General features: G+C 62.6%; 17 protein-coding genes. 7 read left to right on the top strand and 10 right to left on the bottom strand.

The genetic code is table 11. The features are described from left to right. Positions 1-51: 51 nt before the first annotated feature. Positions 52-750: an orotidine-5'-phosphate decarboxylase gene (gene pyrF / locus ACLK1G_RS19470; protein ID WP_420766907.1), complete on the bottom strand. Its 699-nt coding sequence runs from the start codon at positions 748-750 to the stop codon at positions 52-54. A 276-nt stretch (positions 751-1026) separates the two neighbouring features. On the opposite strand from pyrF, the gene ACLK1G_RS19475 reads away from it, so the two are divergent. Continuing rightward, positions 1027-1785: a response regulator gene (locus tag ACLK1G_RS19475; protein ID WP_420766908.1), complete on the top strand. Its 759-nt coding sequence runs from the start codon at positions 1027-1029 to the stop codon at positions 1783-1785. Continuing rightward, positions 1785-2825, top strand: coding sequence for a sensor histidine kinase (locus ACLK1G_RS19480; RefSeq protein WP_420766909.1), 1041 nt, complete (start codon positions 1785-1787; stop codon positions 2823-2825). The genes ACLK1G_RS19475 and ACLK1G_RS19480 overlap by 1 nt, the downstream gene beginning before the upstream one ends. A 9-nt stretch (positions 2826-2834) precedes the next feature. On the opposite strand, the gene ACLK1G_RS19485 is transcribed toward ACLK1G_RS19480, so the two are convergent. The 8 genes from ACLK1G_RS19485 to ACLK1G_RS19520 form a co-directional block, all read right to left on the bottom strand. Further along, complete coding sequence (locus tag ACLK1G_RS19485; protein ID WP_420766910.1) at positions 2835-3872, bottom strand: AI-2E family transporter; 1038 nt, start codon at positions 3870-3872, stop codon at positions 2835-2837. A gap of 61 nt (positions 3873-3933) precedes the next feature. After that, complete coding sequence (locus tag ACLK1G_RS19490) at positions 3934-4752, bottom strand: DUF4892 domain-containing protein (RefSeq protein ID WP_420766911.1); 819 nt, start codon at positions 4750-4752, stop codon at positions 3934-3936. Between the two features lie 129 nt (positions 4753-4881). Then, positions 4882-5733 carry an alpha/beta hydrolase gene (locus ACLK1G_RS19495; RefSeq protein WP_420766912.1) on the bottom strand — a complete coding sequence of 284 codons (852 nt, stop codon included), beginning with the start codon at positions 5731-5733 and terminating at the stop codon, positions 4882-4884. Beyond that, positions 5730-6524 (bottom strand): alpha/beta fold hydrolase, encoded by a 795-nt coding sequence (locus ACLK1G_RS19500; RefSeq protein ID WP_420766913.1) that lies wholly within the window; start codon positions 6522-6524, stop codon positions 5730-5732. Before ACLK1G_RS19500 ends, ACLK1G_RS19495 begins: the two co-directional genes overlap by 4 nt. Before the next feature lie 151 nt (positions 6525-6675). Then, complete coding sequence (locus tag ACLK1G_RS19505) at positions 6676-7119, bottom strand: hotdog fold thioesterase (RefSeq protein ID WP_420766914.1); 444 nt, start codon at positions 7117-7119, stop codon at positions 6676-6678. 46 nt (positions 7120-7165) lie between these two features. Continuing rightward, the gene (gene sixA / locus ACLK1G_RS19510) at positions 7166-7618 is read right to left on the bottom strand and encodes a phosphohistidine phosphatase SixA (protein WP_420766915.1); all 453 of its coding nucleotides are present in this window, start codon (positions 7616-7618) and stop codon (positions 7166-7168) included. Beyond that, positions 7615-7962 carry a DUF4389 domain-containing protein gene (locus ACLK1G_RS19515; protein WP_420766916.1) on the bottom strand — a complete coding sequence of 116 codons (348 nt, stop codon included), beginning with the start codon at positions 7960-7962 and terminating at the stop codon, positions 7615-7617. The genes sixA and ACLK1G_RS19515 overlap by 4 nt, the downstream gene beginning before the upstream one ends. Positions 7963-7990: 28 nt before the next feature. Then, positions 7991-9016: an NAD(P)H-dependent glycerol-3-phosphate dehydrogenase gene (locus ACLK1G_RS19520; protein WP_420766917.1), complete on the bottom strand. Its 1026-nt coding sequence runs from the start codon at positions 9014-9016 to the stop codon at positions 7991-7993. Between the two features lie 164 nt (positions 9017-9180). On the opposite strand from ACLK1G_RS19520, the gene ACLK1G_RS19525 reads away from it, so the two are divergent. The 5 genes from ACLK1G_RS19525 to fabB all read left to right on the top strand — a co-directional run bounded on the left by ACLK1G_RS19525 (position 9181) and on the right by fabB (position 16169). After that, the gene (locus ACLK1G_RS19525) at positions 9181-11340 is read left to right on the top strand and encodes a TonB-dependent receptor plug domain-containing protein (protein ID WP_420766918.1); all 2160 of its coding nucleotides are present in this window, start codon (positions 9181-9183) and stop codon (positions 11338-11340) included. Next, a complete protein-coding gene (locus tag ACLK1G_RS19530; RefSeq protein ID WP_420766919.1) occupies positions 11341-12273 on the top strand; it encodes an ABC transporter substrate-binding protein in 933 nt (310 codons plus the stop codon). Next, positions 12270-14171 carry an ATP-binding protein gene (locus ACLK1G_RS19535; RefSeq protein WP_420766920.1) on the top strand — a complete coding sequence of 634 codons (1902 nt, stop codon included), beginning with the start codon at positions 12270-12272 and terminating at the stop codon, positions 14169-14171. Before ACLK1G_RS19530 ends, ACLK1G_RS19535 begins: the two co-directional genes overlap by 4 nt. 250 nt (positions 14172-14421) lie before the next feature. Further along, positions 14422-14937 carry a 3-hydroxyacyl-[acyl-carrier-protein] dehydratase FabA gene (gene fabA / locus ACLK1G_RS19540; RefSeq protein WP_030138344.1) on the top strand — a complete coding sequence of 172 codons (516 nt, stop codon included), beginning with the start codon at positions 14422-14424 and terminating at the stop codon, positions 14935-14937. An 11-nt stretch (positions 14938-14948) separates the two neighbouring features. Then, positions 14949-16169 (top strand): beta-ketoacyl-ACP synthase I, encoded by a 1221-nt coding sequence (gene fabB, locus ACLK1G_RS19545; protein WP_420766921.1) that lies wholly within the window; start codon positions 14949-14951, stop codon positions 16167-16169. Between the two features lie 190 nt (positions 16170-16359). Here the strand turns inward: fabB and ACLK1G_RS19550 are convergent, their stop codons facing one another. Further along, entirely contained in the window at positions 16360-16824 is a 465-nt protein-coding gene (locus tag ACLK1G_RS19550; RefSeq protein WP_420766922.1) for a DUF3859 domain-containing protein, read from the bottom strand. Positions 16825-16834: the final 10 nt, after the last annotated feature.

Consider the following 16834-nt stretch of genomic DNA (forward strand, 5'->3'; position numbering starts at 1 on the left):
CAAAACAACTGTGGGAGCAAGCTCGCTCCCACAGGGGCCCGCGTAGTTGGGTCAGGCCAGCTCCGCCACTACCGCCGCCAGCGCCTTGGCCGGATCGGCTGCCTGGCTGATCGGCCGGCCGATCACCAGGTAGTCGGAGCCAGCGTCCAGAGCCTGGCGCGGGGTCAGGATGCGGCGCTGGTCGTCCTGGGCACTGCCCGCCGGGCGAATGCCCGGGGTCACCAGTTGCAACGAGGGGTGGGCCGTTTTCAGGGCGTTGGCCTCCAGGGCCGAGCAAACCAGGCCGTCCATTCCCGCCTTTTGCGCCAGCGCCGCCAGGCGCAGCACTTGCTCCTGCGGCTCGATGTCCAGGCCGATGCCCGCCAGGTCTTCACGCTCCATGCTGGTCAGCACGGTCACGCCGATCAGCAACGGCTTGGGGCCGTTGCGCTGGTCCAGCACTTCACGACAGGCAGCCATCATGCGCAGGCCACCGGAGCAATGCACATTGACCATCCACACGCCCATTTCCGCAGCGGCCTTGACGGCCATGGCGGTGGTATTGGGGATATCGTGGAACTTGAGGTCCAGGAACACTTCGAAACCCTTGTCCCGCAAGGTTCCGACGATTTCCGACGCGCAGCTGGTGAACAGCTCCTTGCCGACCTTGACCCGGCAGAGCTTGGGGTCCAACTGGTCGGCCAGCTTCAGGGCGGCGTCACGGGTAGGAAAATCCAGGGCGACGATGATAGGCGTCTGGCAGGCGGACATGGATGAGCTCTCAGGCAAGTCGAAATCGGCGCGCATTGTAGCGGAACCAGCGCCCTAGCGGGACCCGATGATCGGCAAATCATTGATCGGCCCTACCGTCATGTGTGTCAACGCCGATACATTCATGACATGCGCATAACACGACGGGACGCTACCCTCAGCCGCCGAACGCCGCTCTTTCAACGCTTCACGGCCCACCGCCGCGAAGCTTATGCTCACCCCACACCCCCGCCGCCTTCTTTCGGTTGGCAGCCCCAATGGCAGATGATGCATCTCATGCAGTACACCCCTGTAGCAAATTCTGGCGATCAGAAAGTGTCCGACGACGACAGGCGCTGGAGCACCCGCGCGCTGATCGTCGATGACGACGTACCGATCCGCGAGCTGCTGATCGACTACCTGGGCCGCTTCGGCATTCGCGCCAGTGGCGTAACCGATGGCGCGGCCATGCGCCAGGCGATGCAGGCCGAACACTTCGACGTGATCGTGCTGGACCTGATGCTGCCGGGCGAAGACGGCTTGCAACTGTGCCGCTGGCTGCGCGCCGAGTCGAATATTCCAATCCTGATGCTGACGGCCCGCTGCGAACCCACCGACCGCATCATCGGCCTGGAGTTGGGCGCGGATGATTACATGGCCAAACCTTTTGAACCCCGGGAGCTGGTGGCGCGAATCCAGACCATCCTGCGCCGGGTGCGCGACGATCGCAGCGAGCAGCGCGCCAACATTCGCTTCGATAGCTGGCGGCTCAACAGCGTGCTGCGCCAACTGGTTTCCGCCAACGGGCTGGTAGTGCCCCTCTCCAACGCAGAATTCCGCCTGTTGTGGGTGTTCATCGAGCGACCACGCCGAGTGCTCAGCCGTGAACAATTGCTGGACGCCGCGCGCGGTCGCTCGATCGAGGCCTTCGACCGCAGTATCGATCTGCTGGTCTCGCGCTTGCGCCAGAAACTGGGGGACGATCCGAAGGCTCCGCAGTTGATCAAGACCGTGCGCGGTGAAGGCTACCTGTTCGATGCGCGGGAAATCGGTTGATGCGCCTGCGCTTCGATTCCCTGTTTGGCCGCCTGTTCGGCGTGCTGCTGGTGGCGATCGTGCTGGCGCACCTGCTGGCCTTCGCCTGGTTTTTTCATTACGACAAGCCACCTCCCGGGCCGCCCCCGGAATTTTCCCATCAAACCGCAGGTCCCTCGCACTCCGGCCCGCCACCCGACCCACGCCCCCGGTTTGGCGGGCCTGTGGTGCCCCTGACGTTTCAATTTGTGTTCCTGATCGTTGCGGCCTGGTACGGCGCCAAGCTGTTGACTCGGCCCATCCAGCGACTGAGCGACGCCGCCCAACGGCTGAGCGAGGATCTCCATAGCCCGCCATTGGAGGAGAACGGTCCACGGGAGGCCCGCCAAGCCGCCCATACGTTCAACCTGATGCAACAACGGATCCGCGAGCAGGTGCAGCAACGCTCGCGCATGCTTGGCGCGGTATCCCATGATCTGCGCACCCCACTTGCGCGACTCAAACTGCGCCTGGAGCAGATCAACGACCCCCGGTTGCAGGATCAGATGCGTCAAGACCTGGACGATATGATCGGCATGCTCGACGCGACCCTGACCTATCTCCACGAACAACGCACCAGCGAAGCGTTGCAATGGATGGACGTGCAGGCGCTGGTTGAATCATTAAGCGAAAACGCCCAGGACCACGGCGCCAATGTGCATGCCAGCGGTACCTGCGCGCCCTTGCGGGTGCAACCGATGGCACTGCGTTCATGCATCAACAACCTCATCGACAATGCCGTGCGTTACGCGGGCGACGCATCGATCGTGCTGGACGATCAGCAGCACCAGTTGCTGATCCGGGTGATTGACCACGGCCCTGGCATCGCGGCGGACAAGCGCGAAGCGGTATTCGAGCCATTCTTTCGCCTGGAGGGTTCGCGCAACCGCAACTCGGGAGGCGTCGGCCTGGGCATGACCATCGCCCGGGAGGCCGCCGAACGCCTGGGCGGGCACTTGAGCCTGGAAGAAACACCCGGCGGCGGGTTGACGGCGGTGATTCGCGTGCCCCGTGTGGCCTGAACCGCTGCGTTACCGCGCCTGGCTTTTGCTCCAATCCGTCAGCAAGCTGTACGCCACCGCCAGCAGGGTCGGACCGATGAACAACCCGATGAAACCGAACGCGATCAAGCCACCGAACACCCCGAGCAACACGATCACCAGCGGCAGGTTTCCACCACGACTGATCAGGTAGGGCTTGAGCACGTTGTCCACGCCACTGATGATGAACGTGCCCCAGATACCCAGGAACACCGCCATCCCATACTCGCCCTTCCACGCCAGCCAGGCCGTGGCGGGTATCCAGACCAGCGGCGGCCCCATGGGAATCAGGCTGAGCAGGAAGGTGACGATACCCAGTACCAGCGCACCCGGCACCCCGGCGATCAAAAAGCCGATCAGCGCCAGTACCGCCTGAGCCGCGGCGGTACCGATCACCCCGTTGACCACTCGCTGCACCGTGCCGGCCACCAATTCGACATAGTACCCGGCACGATCACCGATCAGCCGCTCCAGCAGCCCCTGGACAAACGCCGCCAATCGCGGGCCGTCCCGGTAGAAAAAGAACACGAACACGATGCTCAGGGTCAGTTCGAGGATTCCGCCGCCGATCTGCGCGCTACGGGCCAGCAACCAGTTGCCGACACGTCCCAGGTAGGGCTTGATGGACACCATCATCGCCGCGCCCTGCTGGTCGATGCTGTTCCAGAGCGTTACCAGGCGCCCGCCCACCAGCGGTACGCCGGCGAGCCAGTCGGGGGCTTCGGGCAGGCCATCGACCTGCACATCCCTGACAAAGGCCGTGGCATCGCGCACATGATCGGCGAGATTGAAGCCCAGCCACACCAGCGGCACCGCCACCAGCAACATCCAGCCGACCGTCAGCAAGGCCGCCGCCAAGGATTCGCGACCGTTGACCCAACGGGTCAGCAGGCGCATCAGTGGCCAACTGGCAAAAGCGAGCACAGCCCCCCAGAACAGCGCCGACCAGAACGGAGCCATCACCCAGAGGCTGGCCCCGAACAACACCAGGAGCAGTATTTGCACCAACAGCCGATCGTTATTGAGCATGTAAGGTCTCGAGAAATGAACAAGGCCGGGCTAGGACGACACGCGCGTTTGCCACGTCAGCTTATCGCAACAGCTCCAGGTGCAAGCCCGCCGTGTTACCGCCGGCCGCTTCCATTCTTGCCGCCCGGACGCCCTGCTCGACCAGCGCCTGGCGCCACGCCTCGGCGTGTGGGCCGGCGACGCTGACCCGAAGGCCGGTGTCCAGGTTCAAGGCCCGAGACAACAGGCGTAGCCAGGCTTCCTCCGGTTCGCCGGCAAGACGCGGCAAGTCCAGCACGCCGGTGTCCTTGAGCTGGCGCAACAACGTGGCAGAAGTCGGCAGCACATCCCCCAGGGGCGTGCTCGCTTCGAACTGCTCGACATGCAGGTAGGCCTTGCGGTTGCCACGGGTGATGGCATACAGCGCGATCAGCGTGTTGTCCGCCGGCGGCGCCAGGCGCAGCAACAGGTAGGCCTGGCCATTGTCGGCGCCATAGAGCTTGGCATTGCCGAACACTTCGTTGGCCCACAGGCTGCTTTCGCCACAATCGCGGGCCTGGCACCAGAACAGCAGCTCCGCGCCCTGTTTCTGCAAGGCTTCGCGGGCGGCGGTGAACGCTTGTGTGGCGGTATGTTCCGGCGGCAGTTCGTAGGTCACCGAGGTGGCGTTGCCACGGGCATCGACCTGCCCGTCGAAACGCAGTTGGCCGCTGATCTTGCGAATCGACCCCATGGGGTAGATACGCTCAAGGTCGCTGGTTTGCCGATAATCGACGATTTGCGCGTCGGGCATGCGCGGCACGCGTTCCAGATCCCGGCTGCCGGGTACATCGGCAGCCAGGGATAGCGGGCTGAAACCGGCCAGTGCCAGCAGGACGAATGAACGAATGGATAGTTTCATTGGATCGGCTTGGCCTGGGTCCGCGCGACGCAAAGGCGTTCATCAATGCACAACAAGGCAAGTGAATGGATATCTGTCATGGTTGGCTCCCTTTCAACCCGCCCAGCCTCGACACTTGCCCGGCGCAAGTCAAGAAACGCTGAAGAACCGATTGAAACAGTCTGCTACAAGAGCGGCACCGACCTCGTCGTTCAGGTGCAGATGATGGCCGCCAGGTAACTGTTCATGACTGAAGGGTAGACGCTCCAGCAATTCGGGGTGCTGGGCAAGCATGCCGTCGGCCGCGACTACCAAGTGCGCGGGGCAAGCGACCCGCGCGACGAAGGCCATGGCCTGTTCGTCGGTCAGGCGCAGCGGCGAGGGCAAGGTCAGGCGATTGTCGGTGCGCCAGGTGAACCCTCCCGGCACCGGCATCAAGCCGCGCTGGGCCAGTAGCTCGGCGGCTTCGCGACTGACTGCCACCAGTCCCTTCATACGCGCTTCGATGGCCCGGTCGAGGGTTTTGTAGACGGGTTTGCGTTTTTGCTGCAAATCCAGTTGCGCTTGCAGGGCCATGCCCATGCGCTCGGCCGCATTGTCGCCTTTCGCTGTAGGAGGAATCACCCCATCGATCAATGCCAAGTGACTGATCCGCTCCGGCAAGGCACCGGTCAGGACCAGCGAGACAATGGCCCCCATGGAATGCCCCAGCAGCCCGAATTGCTTCAAGCCCAGTTGCTCGGCTACTTGCAGCACATCGTGGGCATAATCCCACAGGGCATAGCCGGCGCCGGGCGGACGGTGCCCGGAATGTCCGTGACCGGCCATGTCCAAGGCAATCACCCGTACGCCCTGGAGCATAGGCGCCAGCCGGGCGAAGCTGTTGGCGTTGTCCAGCCAGCCATGCAGGGCAATCACCGGCCGGCCATCTTCCGGCCCGAACAAATGGGCCGCCAACTCGATGTGGGGCAGGCTCAGGCGAATTTCTTCGACGACGCTCATGGGCTACGACCCTGCCAGCGCTGCAGCAGGCCCTTGAGCAAGTTGGCCGTGTCCTGGGGATATTCGAGTGGAAACATGTGACCACCCGGCATGGTCAAGGATTCGCCCAAGGGCATGCGGCTCACGGATCGGGCGTGATGGCGCATCACCACCCGACTCTGTCGGCCCCGCACTACCGCCAACGGGATGTCGAGCTTTCGAGCCCTCCCGGGGCTGGTGTGCGGCACGCCTCGGTAGATGCTGATTTCCGTGGCCGGGTCGAAGCGCAGCCGCAACCGATCACCAACCGGCTGCAAGCCATGTTGCAGGTACGCTTCGAAGCACTCCGGGTCGAAACAGCGAAACAACGTCTTGCCGGCAAAATATTCCCGCGCCGACGCCAGGTCGTTGAATTCTTCCCGCCGCCCCAGGGTTCGCCCGGCCGGCGTCAAGCGATCGATGAAGCCCAGGCGCTTGGCGGCAAGAATCAGCCAGCGGTCGGCGCGGGTCAGGACCGGGGAATCGAGCATGACCACACCACGATACAACTGCGGGCAGCGCAACGCCGCATGCAAATGCAGTACGCCGCCCAGAGAATGCCCGACGCCCCACACCGGCTGCGATTGCCGCTCAAGGTGGTGAATCAGTTCGTCCACCAGATTGTTCCAATTGTCGTCGACTGGGAATCGCGGGTCATGGCCGTGCAGTTCGAGGTGGGAAACCTCGTACTGCGGCGCCAGCGCGGCAAACAACTTACCGTAGGTGGCGGAGGGGAAACCATTGGCGTGGGCGAAAAACACCTGTTGCGACATATTGGCCGATCCATTGCGAGAACTGCGACCGATTTTGCGCAGAACCTGATGGTGCGGCAATGACCGGAACTGACAGGAATGATGACAGCAACATTGAGCCTCGAGCTGCAAGCTACAAGTAAAAGCGGGACTGCTTAGCTTGTAACGTCTCTTAGCGCGCCGGCGGCTGCTCACCCAATGGAACCACCGCCATGGTCAGGCGCGATACGCAGTTGACCTTGCCGTCATCATTGACCAGGCGGATGTCCCAGACCTGGGTGGTGCGGCCCAGGTGAACCATCCGGGCCGTCGCGGTTACTCGCCCGCTGCGCACGCCACGCAAGTGGTTGGCGTTGATTTCCAGGCCGACGCAGTAGAACTTGCTCGTGTCGACGCACAGATAGGCCGCCATGGAGCCGACTGTCTCAGCCAGCACCACGGACGCGCCGCCGTGCAACAGGCCGAACGGTTGATGGGTGCGATGATCGACCACCATGCTCGCGGTCAGGGATTCGTCGTCGAAAGATTCGAAACGGATGTCCAGCACTTCGCTGATGGTGTTCTTACCGGCCGCGTTCAGTTGTTCAATGTTGGGGGTGGTGCGCCACAGACTCATCGCTGCCCTTCCTTTGTGTTTTTGTTTTGTCTTGGGACGGTTGTTCTCAGGGGTGCCTGAGGCTCTTGAGTTTCATCGAACCGGCCAGCGGCAGGTCGCCCTCCAGCTCGGCCAGGCCTGCCGTCGATACTTGTTCCGGTTGCTGCAGATGACCGTGCTGCAAAAGCCCCAGCAAGCTGCCCACCAGTGGGTTATGGCTGACCAGCAGCACGTTGTCTTGATCATCCAGGTGTTTCAATACCTCGGCCGGACGGGTTTCCGGCGTGAGCCAATCAACCGTGACCAACTCCGGCTCGAACCCCAGCGCCTCGCGAACCAATTGCGCGGTCTGTTGGGCACGTACATAGGGGCTGGCAAAAATGGCCCGCAAGGGCTCGCCCATCAACCGACCGGCGCTGAGCAAGACTTCCTCGCGGCCATGAATGGTCAGCACCCGTTCAGGGTCGGGACGAACACCGTGGGGCTCGGCCTCGCCGTGACGCAACACCCACAATTTCATAGCTTCGGCTCCTCGTCCCGGGCGGGATGCGGTGCCGGTGCAACGGTGTGGGGCGTTTCACCTTCCGGTGTGCGTGGGGTTGGCCAGTCGGCGAATGGCCAAGGCTTCTGGTCGCTATGGAAAGTGCCGAAGCGACCGATCTGCGCCAGGAACTGGCTCAGGCTGTCGCCAAAATTCATCAGGCTGGCACTCGGTGCGCCGTAGATCAGCCGGTAGATCAATTGCACCAGCACCACGGCGCCGAGGATCAATTGCGCCACCTGCCAGACCAGCAGGTAAATCACCATCCACAGCACTCGCAGCAGGATGGATTCGTATTGCGGCTGCCCTTTCGGATCGTTCATGGTTCGCTCCTGCTTGCGGTCAACGGAATCAGTTGAAACCGCTGGTGGAAATAAAATCGACGTCGGTCTTGGGTTCGCCACGCATCAACAGTTCGATCACCTGCTCCAGCGTGCGCCCTTCGAACAGGATCGCATGCAGACCGGCGACCAGCGGCATGTACACGCCGGCTTCCTGGGACTTGGCCTTGAGCACCTTGAGGGTGTTGACCCCTTCGGCCACTTCGCCCAGGCGCGAGACGGCCTCGTCCAGGCTCAGGCCTTGGCCGAGTGCGAAACCGACCTGATAGTTGCGGCTCTTGGGCGAGGAACAGGTGACGATCAGATCGCCCACGCCGGCCAGGCCGAGGAAGGTCATCGGGTTGGCGCCCTGGCTCACGGCGAAACGGGTCATTTCCGCCAGCGCCCGAGTGATCAGCATGCTCTTGGTGTTCTCGCCCATGCCCAGGGCGACCGCCATGCCGGCGATGATCGCATAAACGTTCTTCAGCGCACCGCCCAGCTCCACGCCGAAACGATCCGCGCTGGCATAGACCCGGAAGGTGCGGCCATGCAGCGCGGCCTGGACCTGCTGGCACAGCTCTTCATCTTCGCTGGCGACGACGGTGGCGGTCAGGGCGTGTTCGGCAATCTCCCGCGCCAGGTTAGGCCCGGATATCACGCCGATTCGCGCCTTGGGGGCGATGTCCTCAAGAATCTCGCTCATCAGCTTGAACGTTTGCGCCTCGATGCCTTTGGTCAGGCTCACCAGCAATTTGCCGCTCAAGCGCTCGGCGTGAGGTGCCAGCACCGAACGCAGGGCGCTAGAGGGCAAGGCGACAAAAAACAGATCGCTATTTTGGAGCGTGGCCTGCAAATCGGTCACCGGCTCGACTTCAGGGCGGACCTTGATGCCTTTGAGATAACGCGGATTTTCCCGGTTGACCCGGATGGCCTCGGCCTGCTCCGGGTCACGCATCCACTGGCGCACCGCGTGGCCATTCTCCGCCAGCAGGTTAGCCACGGCGGTGCCGAAACTCCCGCCTCCCAGGACCGCAATCGGGCGCTGTTCAGTCATATGCAATCCGCTCTTCCATACCAAGTGGCAATGCCGGGCATTATACGGAGCAGCCAGAGCGCGACCAGCCCCGTCCGCAATTACCCATCGCTGTAGGAAGCTGACCACCAATTCCTAGGAAAATGCTGTCAACGTGAATGGAAAAGTCGTTCGGCTCGGTTAACATGCCCGCCATCCTACTTCTATCCAAAGGCTGTGCCGTGTTCGTTGGCCCCACCCGTCCAGGCTCATCACTGCTACTGGCGCTGATCATCAGCCCGCCAGCGGTGGCCGACGACTTGTTCGTGGACAACCAGCCCCTCCCCCAGGTATTGACCGCCACGCGCCTGAAGCAGTCGCCGGCGGCGGTACCGGGCAGCATGACCGTGCTGGACCGTGAATTGATCAAGGCCAGCGGCGCTCGGGACATCAGCGAATTGTTGCGCCTGGTGCCAGGCATGATGGTCGGCAACATCAGCGGCAACCAGCCCACCGCCAACTACCACGGCACCAGTGCCAGTGAAGCGCGGCGCATGCAAGTGCTGATCGATGGTCGCTCGGTGTACCGGGCCGGCCTGGCGACGGTGGACTGGAGCGATATACCGGTCGCCATGGAAGACATCGAGCGGATCGAAGTCTTTCGCGGCCCCAACACCGTCAGCTATGGCGCCAATGCACTGATGGCCGTCGTCAACATCATCACCCGCGCCCCGGCCGACAGCCACGGCACCCGTTTCAAGGTTACCCGAGGCCAGAACGGCATCAGCGACTGGTACGCCAGCCAGGGCACAGGTTGGGAAGACGGTGACATGCGATTGTCGGTGTCCGGCCAGCAAGACGACGGTTTTGACAGCAACCGCAACGGGGCCGACTACCGCGACAGCCGTCGCCTGAACCGCTTCAACCTGTCCGTCAGCCAAACCCTGGATGAATACCAGAGCATTGACTGGCAGTTGAATGCCAAGGAAGGGACCAACCAGCGGCCCTACACCTACCGTCCGGTGTTCGCCGGGATTACCGAAGCTGGGGATAACTCCGACGTCAGCGCCAAGGATTACGCCGCTTCGCTGCGCTGGAACCTGGACCTGAATCCTAACCACAGCCTTTATATCCAGGGTTCGATGCAGCATTGGGATCGCCAGCAGACTTGGCGCGCCTGCGATGCCGAGGTGTCGTTCAGCCCGCAATTGACCGATCTGTGGCAGCTCAACCCCAACTATGCCGAGAAGCTGGCGCGCAATATTCCCAGTTTCCTGAATACCGGGGTCCCCGCCGGCACGGCCCAGGAACAGGCACTGGCCAATCAAGTGCTCGATCAATGGCGAAACGGTGCTTCCCGGACACTGTGTGGCGATATCGACCAGAGCGCCCGGGAGTCGCGCTATGACCTTGAGGTCCAGGACACCCTCAGTCTCTCCGACAGCCTGCGGCTGGTCACCGGCGTGAATTATCGTTACGACCGGGCCGATTCGCAGACGTACTTCAACGGCACCCTGGACGACACCACCTACCGTTTGTTCGGCCAGCTCGAATGGCGGGCCAGCGAACACTGGTTGTTGCAGGGCGGCGCGATGTTCGAGGACGCACGCCTGACGGGCAGCTCGCTGACCCCTCGGATGGCAATCAACTACCTGATCACCCCGCGACACGGCCTCCGGGCGGTCTATTCCGAGGCGGTGCGCTCGCCGGACATGTTCGAGAACAACGTCAACTGGAGTTATCAAGTCACCAATCTACGGCCGGCCGCCTTTGGTCAGGACAGCGCCCGTTATTTCGTTCGAACGCGCGGCCCTGGCAACCTGGATCAGGAGCACATGCGCTCGCGTGAGCTTGGCTACAACGGTTATTTCATGGATTTGGGCCTGGCGGTGGACGTGAAGCTGTTCCACGACCAAATCACCGGAATGATCAGCGAACCATTGCGCAACAACCAGTACATCGCCAGCAACAGCAACGAATCGCAGTTCACCGGCGCCGAAACCCAATTCGATTGGCGTATGACAGCGGCCGACCGGCTGCGCCTGACCTACGCCTATGTCGATGCGCTGGCCAGCAACCCCCTCGACGAACAGCTGACCGCCCGCAACAGCGGTTCGGCCGGCTGGCTGCGCGATTGGGGCCGGGGCTGGAACAGCGCGGTTTTCTATTACGCCGCCGACGCCCTCAACGGTTACCGCTACGAACGGATCGACACCCGCCTCGCCCGGCGCATCCCCCTGGGCAAAGCCAGCCTGGAAGTCGCGGGGACCCTGCAGCAACGCCTCGATGACCAGCCGACCACGTTCGTCGACAACCGCTACGATTCCCGCCATGTGGTGTATTTCAGCGCGGAGTTGTCCTTCTAGATGTCCCGATGCCAACCCCGCACGACGCCCTTTCGTGGCCGCCTGTGGTGGTTACTGTGCCTGGCATTTGCCGGCCTGCTGGTCACGCTCGAGGCTCGGGCCGCCGAGGTCCTGTTGACAGGCGCCCAGGACAGCCCCGGCGTGCAGTCATTCACCCAGGCCTTGCAGGCCCGGCGTCCCCAGGACCGCGTGCGATTCACCCCATTGGCCAACCTGCCGGCGCCGGATCGGTTGCCGGATGACGTGCGCCTGATCCTGCTCGACCCGCCGAGCCTCGACTGGCGCCTGCAAACGCCTCGCGGGCCGGCCACTCTGGTGCTGCGGATCAGCCGTCAGCAAGCCCGGGAACGCCTGGGTGACGGGACGCCCGGACACCTGAGCCTGCTCTGGAGCGATCCACCGATGGGCCGGCAGTTGCGCCTGATTCGTCAGGTCCTGCCCCAAGTACGGCGGGTCGGCGTGCTGTACGACAGGCACAGCGAGTTCCTGCTCAAGGACCTTCAGCAGGCAGCGTTGCCGCTGGGCCTGCAAATCGTCAGCGAACGCTGGGACGACATCAACGACAGCCGCCCTTTGCAAAACCTGCTGGGCCAAAGCGACGTCTTGCTGGGCCTCGACGACCCCGACCTTTATAACCCCAAGACCGTGAAGAACCTGCTGCTGAGCAGTTACGCCCGGCAACGCGCGCTGATCGGGCCAAGCGCCGCCTTCGTCAAGGCCGGCAGCCTGGCCAGCACCTACAGCGACCAGGAAGACTGGCTGGCGATTCTCGACGAATTGCTGGACCGCCCCGCCGCCACGTGGCCGCGCAGCCTGTATCCGCCCCGCTTCAAAGTCTTGAGCAATCAACAGGTCGCTCGCTCGTTGGGGATCGAACCGATTGACGTCGAATCCGTCGCTACGCAGCTGGCAGAAGGAGAACACCGTCCATGACCTTGCGTCGCCGCTGGGATATCAATACCCGTACCCAGCTCATCGCCCTGGGGCCGGCACTGCTGCTGACGGTGCTGTTGATCAGCTTCTTCACCTTCGTGCGAATCCAGGACCTGCGCCAGGAACTCAACCACACCGGGCAGCTGATCGCCAACCAACTCGCTCCAGCTGCGGAGTATGGCGTCATATCCGGTAACAATGATGTTCTGGAAAGCCTGCTGACGGCCACGCTCGCCACGCCTCACGTGCGCTTTTTGGAAGTCCAGGACCGCACCGAGCGGGTTCTCGTGTACGTGGAACAGCCGTTGCAAACCCGCAACCATTCCCAGCAGGTCGAAGTATTCCAGGCCCCCGTTCGCCTGCAGCGCATTGCCTTGAACAATGATTTCCTGCAAGGCAACAGTCCGCCCATCGAGGCGGCCGGCGAGGATTACCTGGGCCGCGTCATTGTCGGCATGTCCAGCGACGCCTTCAGCCAGCGGCAGCAGGAGATCCTGCTCAAGGCAGCGGTCCTGGCCCTGTTTGCGCTGCTGTTCACGTTCCTGGTGGCGCGCCGCCTGGCAGCGAGCCTGTCGCAGCCGATTCGCGACATCGGCCATGCGGTCAAGGCCATCCAGCAGGGTGATTACAGCAGGCCCTTGCCTATTGTCGACGACGGGGAATTGGGCGCCCTGTCGCGGCACATCAACAACCTGGCCGCGGGCCTCGAACAAGCAAGCCGCGAACAGCACCAGGCCATGGCTCAATTGATCAAGACCCGGGAGGAAGCAGAAAAGGCCAACAGCGCCAAGTCGGAATTCCTGGCGATGATGAGCCACGAACTGCGCACGCCCATGAATGGCGTATTGGGCATGCTGCAATTGCTGGAAACCACCCATATGACCGATGAGCAGCATGAATACACCGCGCTGGCATCGGAATCCACCGAGCACCTGTTGAAGGTCATCAACGACATTCTCGACTTCTCGCGCATCGAGCGTTCGGCGCTGGAGCTGGAGCACATCCCGTTCAACCTGGCCGAGCTGGTGGGCAGTTGCGCGCAGTCGTTCCAGCACAGCGCCGCGCAGCGCAAGCTGGGCCTGGACCTGCTGGTCCCCGACGACATGAAGCCGCTGCAGGTACAAGGCGACCCGACGCGGATCCGGCAAATCCTGGTGAACCTGATCGGCAACGCGTTGAAATTCACCGACCAGGGCCGCGTTACGGTGCAGTGCCAGTGGCAGGCCCTTGATCACGAATTGCTGTGGTTCACCTGCACCGTGCGCGACAGCGGCATTGGCATCCCGGCCGAAAGCCTGGAGCGCATGTTCGACGCCTTCCAGCAGGCCGACAGTTCCATTTCAAGACGCTACGGCGGCACGGGCCTCGGCCTGCCGATCGCCCGCACCCTGGCCGAACGCATGGGCGGCACGCTGCGGGCCCAGAGCCAGGAAGGCCAGGGCTCGGTGTTTACCCTGGAAATCCCGCTGGCCCTGTCGCGCCTGGCGCCACCGACCCTGCCCCCCCGCCTGCCCGGCGGCGGTAGCGACGGAGAAGGCCGCAATGTCTTGTTGGTGGAAGACAATCCGGTTAACCAGACGGTGATCGAAGCGATGCTGCGCAGCCTCGGCTTCAAGGTCAGCGTCGCCACCGATGGCGCCCAGGCCGTACGTAGCGCCGAGAGCCTGATTTTCGAAGCGATCCTGATGGACTGCCGGTTGCCGGTCATCGACGGTTACGAAGCCACGCGGCAGATCCGCCAGTTGCCCGGCTGCACCGACGTGCCCATCATCGCCCTGACCGCCAATGCGCTGCAGGGTGATCGCGAAGCGTGCCTGGCAGCGGGCATGAACGATTACCTGGCCAAACCCTTCAAACGAATCGACTTGCAGCAGATTCTGCAACGCTGGGTCGGGTAAATGCAGGGCTTAGGACTATCTGCGACTGGCGTGAAAGGCGAAAGTGCGGCAGTCTTAAGCACCCGGCCACGCGTCGATCGGGGAAGGAATAACTATTTCAGTGCACAGGTGTACATTGATTTTCCCGTGTGCTGTGACTTTCACTACAACGCAATAGTCTATGAGTAGGCTGCCGACTCGAGGCATGAACGCTTCGATCGGTCGGGAAGATTTGCCCCACCCTGCCGCATGGGACTATTGAGGAGCTCGCATGACCAAACAAAACGCCTTTACTCGGGAAGATCTGCTGCGCTGCAGTCGCGGTGAGCTGTTCGGCCCAGGTAACGCGCAACTGCCCGCCCCGAACATGCTGATGGTGGATCGCATCACCCATATCAGCGATGAGGGTGGCAAGTACGGCAAAGGTGAATTGGTCGCCGAGCTGGATATCACTCCGGACCTGTGGTTCTTCGCCTGCCATTTCGAAGGCGATCCGGTGATGCCCGGCTGCCTGGGCCTGGATGCCATGTGGCAACTGGTCGGCTTCTTCCTCGGCTGGCAAGGCCTGCCGGGTCGCGGCCGCGCCCTGGGTTCGGGCGAAGTGAAGTTCTTCGGTCAGGTACTGCCGACTGCGAAGAAGATCACCTATAACATCCATATCAAACGCGTCCTCAAGGGCAAGCTGAACATGGCCATCGCCGATGGTTCGGTGGCTGTCGACGGTCGCGAGATCTACACCGCCGAAGGCCTCCGGGTTGGCGTTTTCACTTCCACTGACAACTTCTAAGGGTTATCCGCATGCGCCGCGTCGTTATCACTGGTCTGGGCATCGTTTCGTGCCTGGGCAATGACAAAGAGACCGTCTCCGCTAACCTGCGTGCAAGTCGCCCTGGCATCCGGTTCAATCCGGAATATGCCGAAATGGGTCTGCGTAGCCAGGTTTCCGGCTCCATTGACCTGAACCTCGAAGAGCTGATCGATCGCAAGATCTACCGTTTCGTCGGCCACGCAGCGGCTTATGCCTACCTGGCCATGAAAGACGCCATCGCTGACTCCGGCCTGACCGAAGAGCAGGTCTCCAACGTACGGACCGGCCTCGTAGCAGGTTCCGGCGGCGCCTCCACCTTGAACCAGATGGAAGCGCTGGACATCCTGCGCGAAAAAGGCGTCAAGCGTGTCGGCCCGTACCGCGTCACGCGGACCATGAGCAGCACCGTTTCGGCCTGCCTGGCCACGCCGTTCAAAATCAAGGGCCTGAACTACTCCATCGCTTCCGCCTGCGCCACCAGTGCCCATTGCATCGGTACCGCCATGGAACAGATCCAGATGGGCAAGCAGGACATCGTGTTCGCCGGTGGCGGTGAAGAAGAACATTGGAGCCAGTCGTTCCTGTTCGACGCCATGGGCGCCCTGTCCAGCAAGCGCAACGACGCGCCGGAAAAAGCCTCCCGTGCCTACGACGCCGACCGTGACGGTTTCGTCATCGCCGGCGGTGGTGGCATGGTCGTGGTCGAGGAGCTGGAACACGCCCTCGCCCGTGGCGCGAAGATCTACGCGGAAATCGTCGGCTACGGCGCCACCTCCGACGGCTATGACATGGTCGCACCGAGCGGTGAAGGTGCCGTGCGCTGCATGCAGATGGCCATGTCCACCGTCGATGCACCGATCGACTACCTGAACACCCACGGCACCTCGACCCCGGTCGGCGACGTCGCGGAAATGAAGGGTGTGCGCGAAGTGTTCGGCGACAAGGCCCCGGCCATCAGCTCCACCAAGAGCCTGTCGGGTCACTCCCTGGGCGCCGCCGGCGTTCACGAAGCGATCTACTGCATGCTGATGATGGAAGGCAACTTCATGGCCGGTTCCGCCAACATCGACGAACTGGATCCGGAAGTGGCCGACCTGCCTATCCTGACCCAGACTCGCGAGAACGCCACCATCAACACCGTGATGAGCAACAGCTTCGGCTTCGGTGGCACCAACGCTACCCTGGTGATGAAGCGCTGGCAGGGCAAGTAATTCCCGCTGGTACGCCACACACAAAAACGCCCCGACTGGTTCGGGGCGTTTTTTGTCCGGCGGATTGCCTAAATTCCTTGTGGGAGCGAGCCTGCTCGCGAAAGCCTAGTATCAAGCAACAACGCTCTGACTGTCATACCGCCTTCGCGAGCAGGCTCGCTCCCACACTTTGATCTGTGCAAATGAAGTTTCAGCGCACGACAAACCGTTGCTGCGTCAACAGCCGATCCCCCTGGAACACCATGAACCGCCACTCCCCCGGCACCACTTCGTGGCTTTCGGTAAATTCATAGGCCATGACGTCCTGGGGCGCGCCGGGCACCAGTTTCTGGATGACTTCGAATTTGTCGTGGCGTACGCCATCGGGTGTGCGGATACCGGGGGTGAAGTACAACAGGGTCAACGGCTGGTCGTCAGCGACCTTGCCCGCCAATTGATAGCGCATGCCGAACTTGGTGCCCAGCTTGGCCGGAACACTTTCGGTCTGGCGGATCTGCTCATTGCTGCGACGCAAGACCCGCTCGCCCGATTGCAACTCGGCCTTCGGCCCTTCGAATACCCCATATTCCACCGGGCCTTCGACACGAACTTCCGCCTGGGCCAGACCGCAGGTCAACAACAGCGCGAGCAGTGCGCTTGAACGGGTGAGGTGCATGGTGCGCTCC

Origin of the sequence: Pseudomonas algeriensis (genome assembly GCF_048847255.1) — a bacterium.
Taxonomy (GTDB): domain Bacteria; phylum Pseudomonadota; class Gammaproteobacteria; order Pseudomonadales; family Pseudomonadaceae; genus Aquipseudomonas.

Bases quoted from the DNA above. Each gene is read 5' to 3' on its own strand.
- ACLK1G_RS19515 (WP_420766916.1), bottom strand. From the start codon at position 7,962: ATGAACGATCCGAAAGGGCAGCCGCAATACGAATCCATCCTGCTGCGA.
- ACLK1G_RS19495 (WP_420766912.1), bottom strand. From the start codon at position 5,733: ATGAGCGTCGTCGAAGAAATTCGCCTGAGCCTGCCCCACATCGAGTTG.
- ACLK1G_RS19480 (WP_420766909.1), top strand. From the start codon at position 1,785: ATGCGCCTGCGCTTCGATTCCCTGTTTGGCCGCCTGTTCGGCGTGCTG.
- sixA (WP_420766915.1), bottom strand. From the start codon at position 7,618: ATGAAATTGTGGGTGTTGCGTCACGGCGAGGCCGAGCCCCACGGTGTT.
- ACLK1G_RS19520 (WP_420766917.1), bottom strand. From the start codon at position 9,016: ATGACTGAACAGCGCCCGATTGCGGTCCTGGGAGGCGGGAGTTTCGGC.
- fabB (WP_420766921.1), top strand. From the start codon at position 14,949: ATGCGCCGCGTCGTTATCACTGGTCTGGGCATCGTTTCGTGCCTGGGC.
- ACLK1G_RS19490 (WP_420766911.1), bottom strand. From the start codon at position 4,752: ATGAAACTATCCATTCGTTCATTCGTCCTGCTGGCACTGGCCGGTTTC.
- ACLK1G_RS19500 (WP_420766913.1), bottom strand. From the start codon at position 6,524: ATGTCGCAACAGGTGTTTTTCGCCCACGCCAATGGTTTCCCCTCCGCC.
- ACLK1G_RS19485 (WP_420766910.1), bottom strand. From the start codon at position 3,872: ATGCTCAATAACGATCGGCTGTTGGTGCAAATACTGCTCCTGGTGTTG.
- ACLK1G_RS19530 (WP_420766919.1), top strand. From the start codon at position 11,341: ATGTCCCGATGCCAACCCCGCACGACGCCCTTTCGTGGCCGCCTGTGG.
- ACLK1G_RS19525 (WP_420766918.1), top strand. From the start codon at position 9,181: ATGCCCGCCATCCTACTTCTATCCAAAGGCTGTGCCGTGTTCGTTGGC.
- ACLK1G_RS19535 (WP_420766920.1), top strand. From the start codon at position 12,270: ATGACCTTGCGTCGCCGCTGGGATATCAATACCCGTACCCAGCTCATC.
- ACLK1G_RS19505 (WP_420766914.1), bottom strand. From the start codon at position 7,119: ATGAGTCTGTGGCGCACCACCCCCAACATTGAACAACTGAACGCGGCC.
- ACLK1G_RS19550 (WP_420766922.1), bottom strand. From the start codon at position 16,824: ATGCACCTCACCCGTTCAAGCGCACTGCTCGCGCTGTTGTTGACCTGC.
- pyrF (WP_420766907.1), bottom strand. From the start codon at position 750: ATGTCCGCCTGCCAGACGCCTATCATCGTCGCCCTGGATTTTCCTACC.
- ACLK1G_RS19475 (WP_420766908.1), top strand. From the start codon at position 1,027: ATGCAGTACACCCCTGTAGCAAATTCTGGCGATCAGAAAGTGTCCGAC.
- fabA (WP_030138344.1), top strand. From the start codon at position 14,422: ATGACCAAACAAAACGCCTTTACTCGGGAAGATCTGCTGCGCTGCAGT.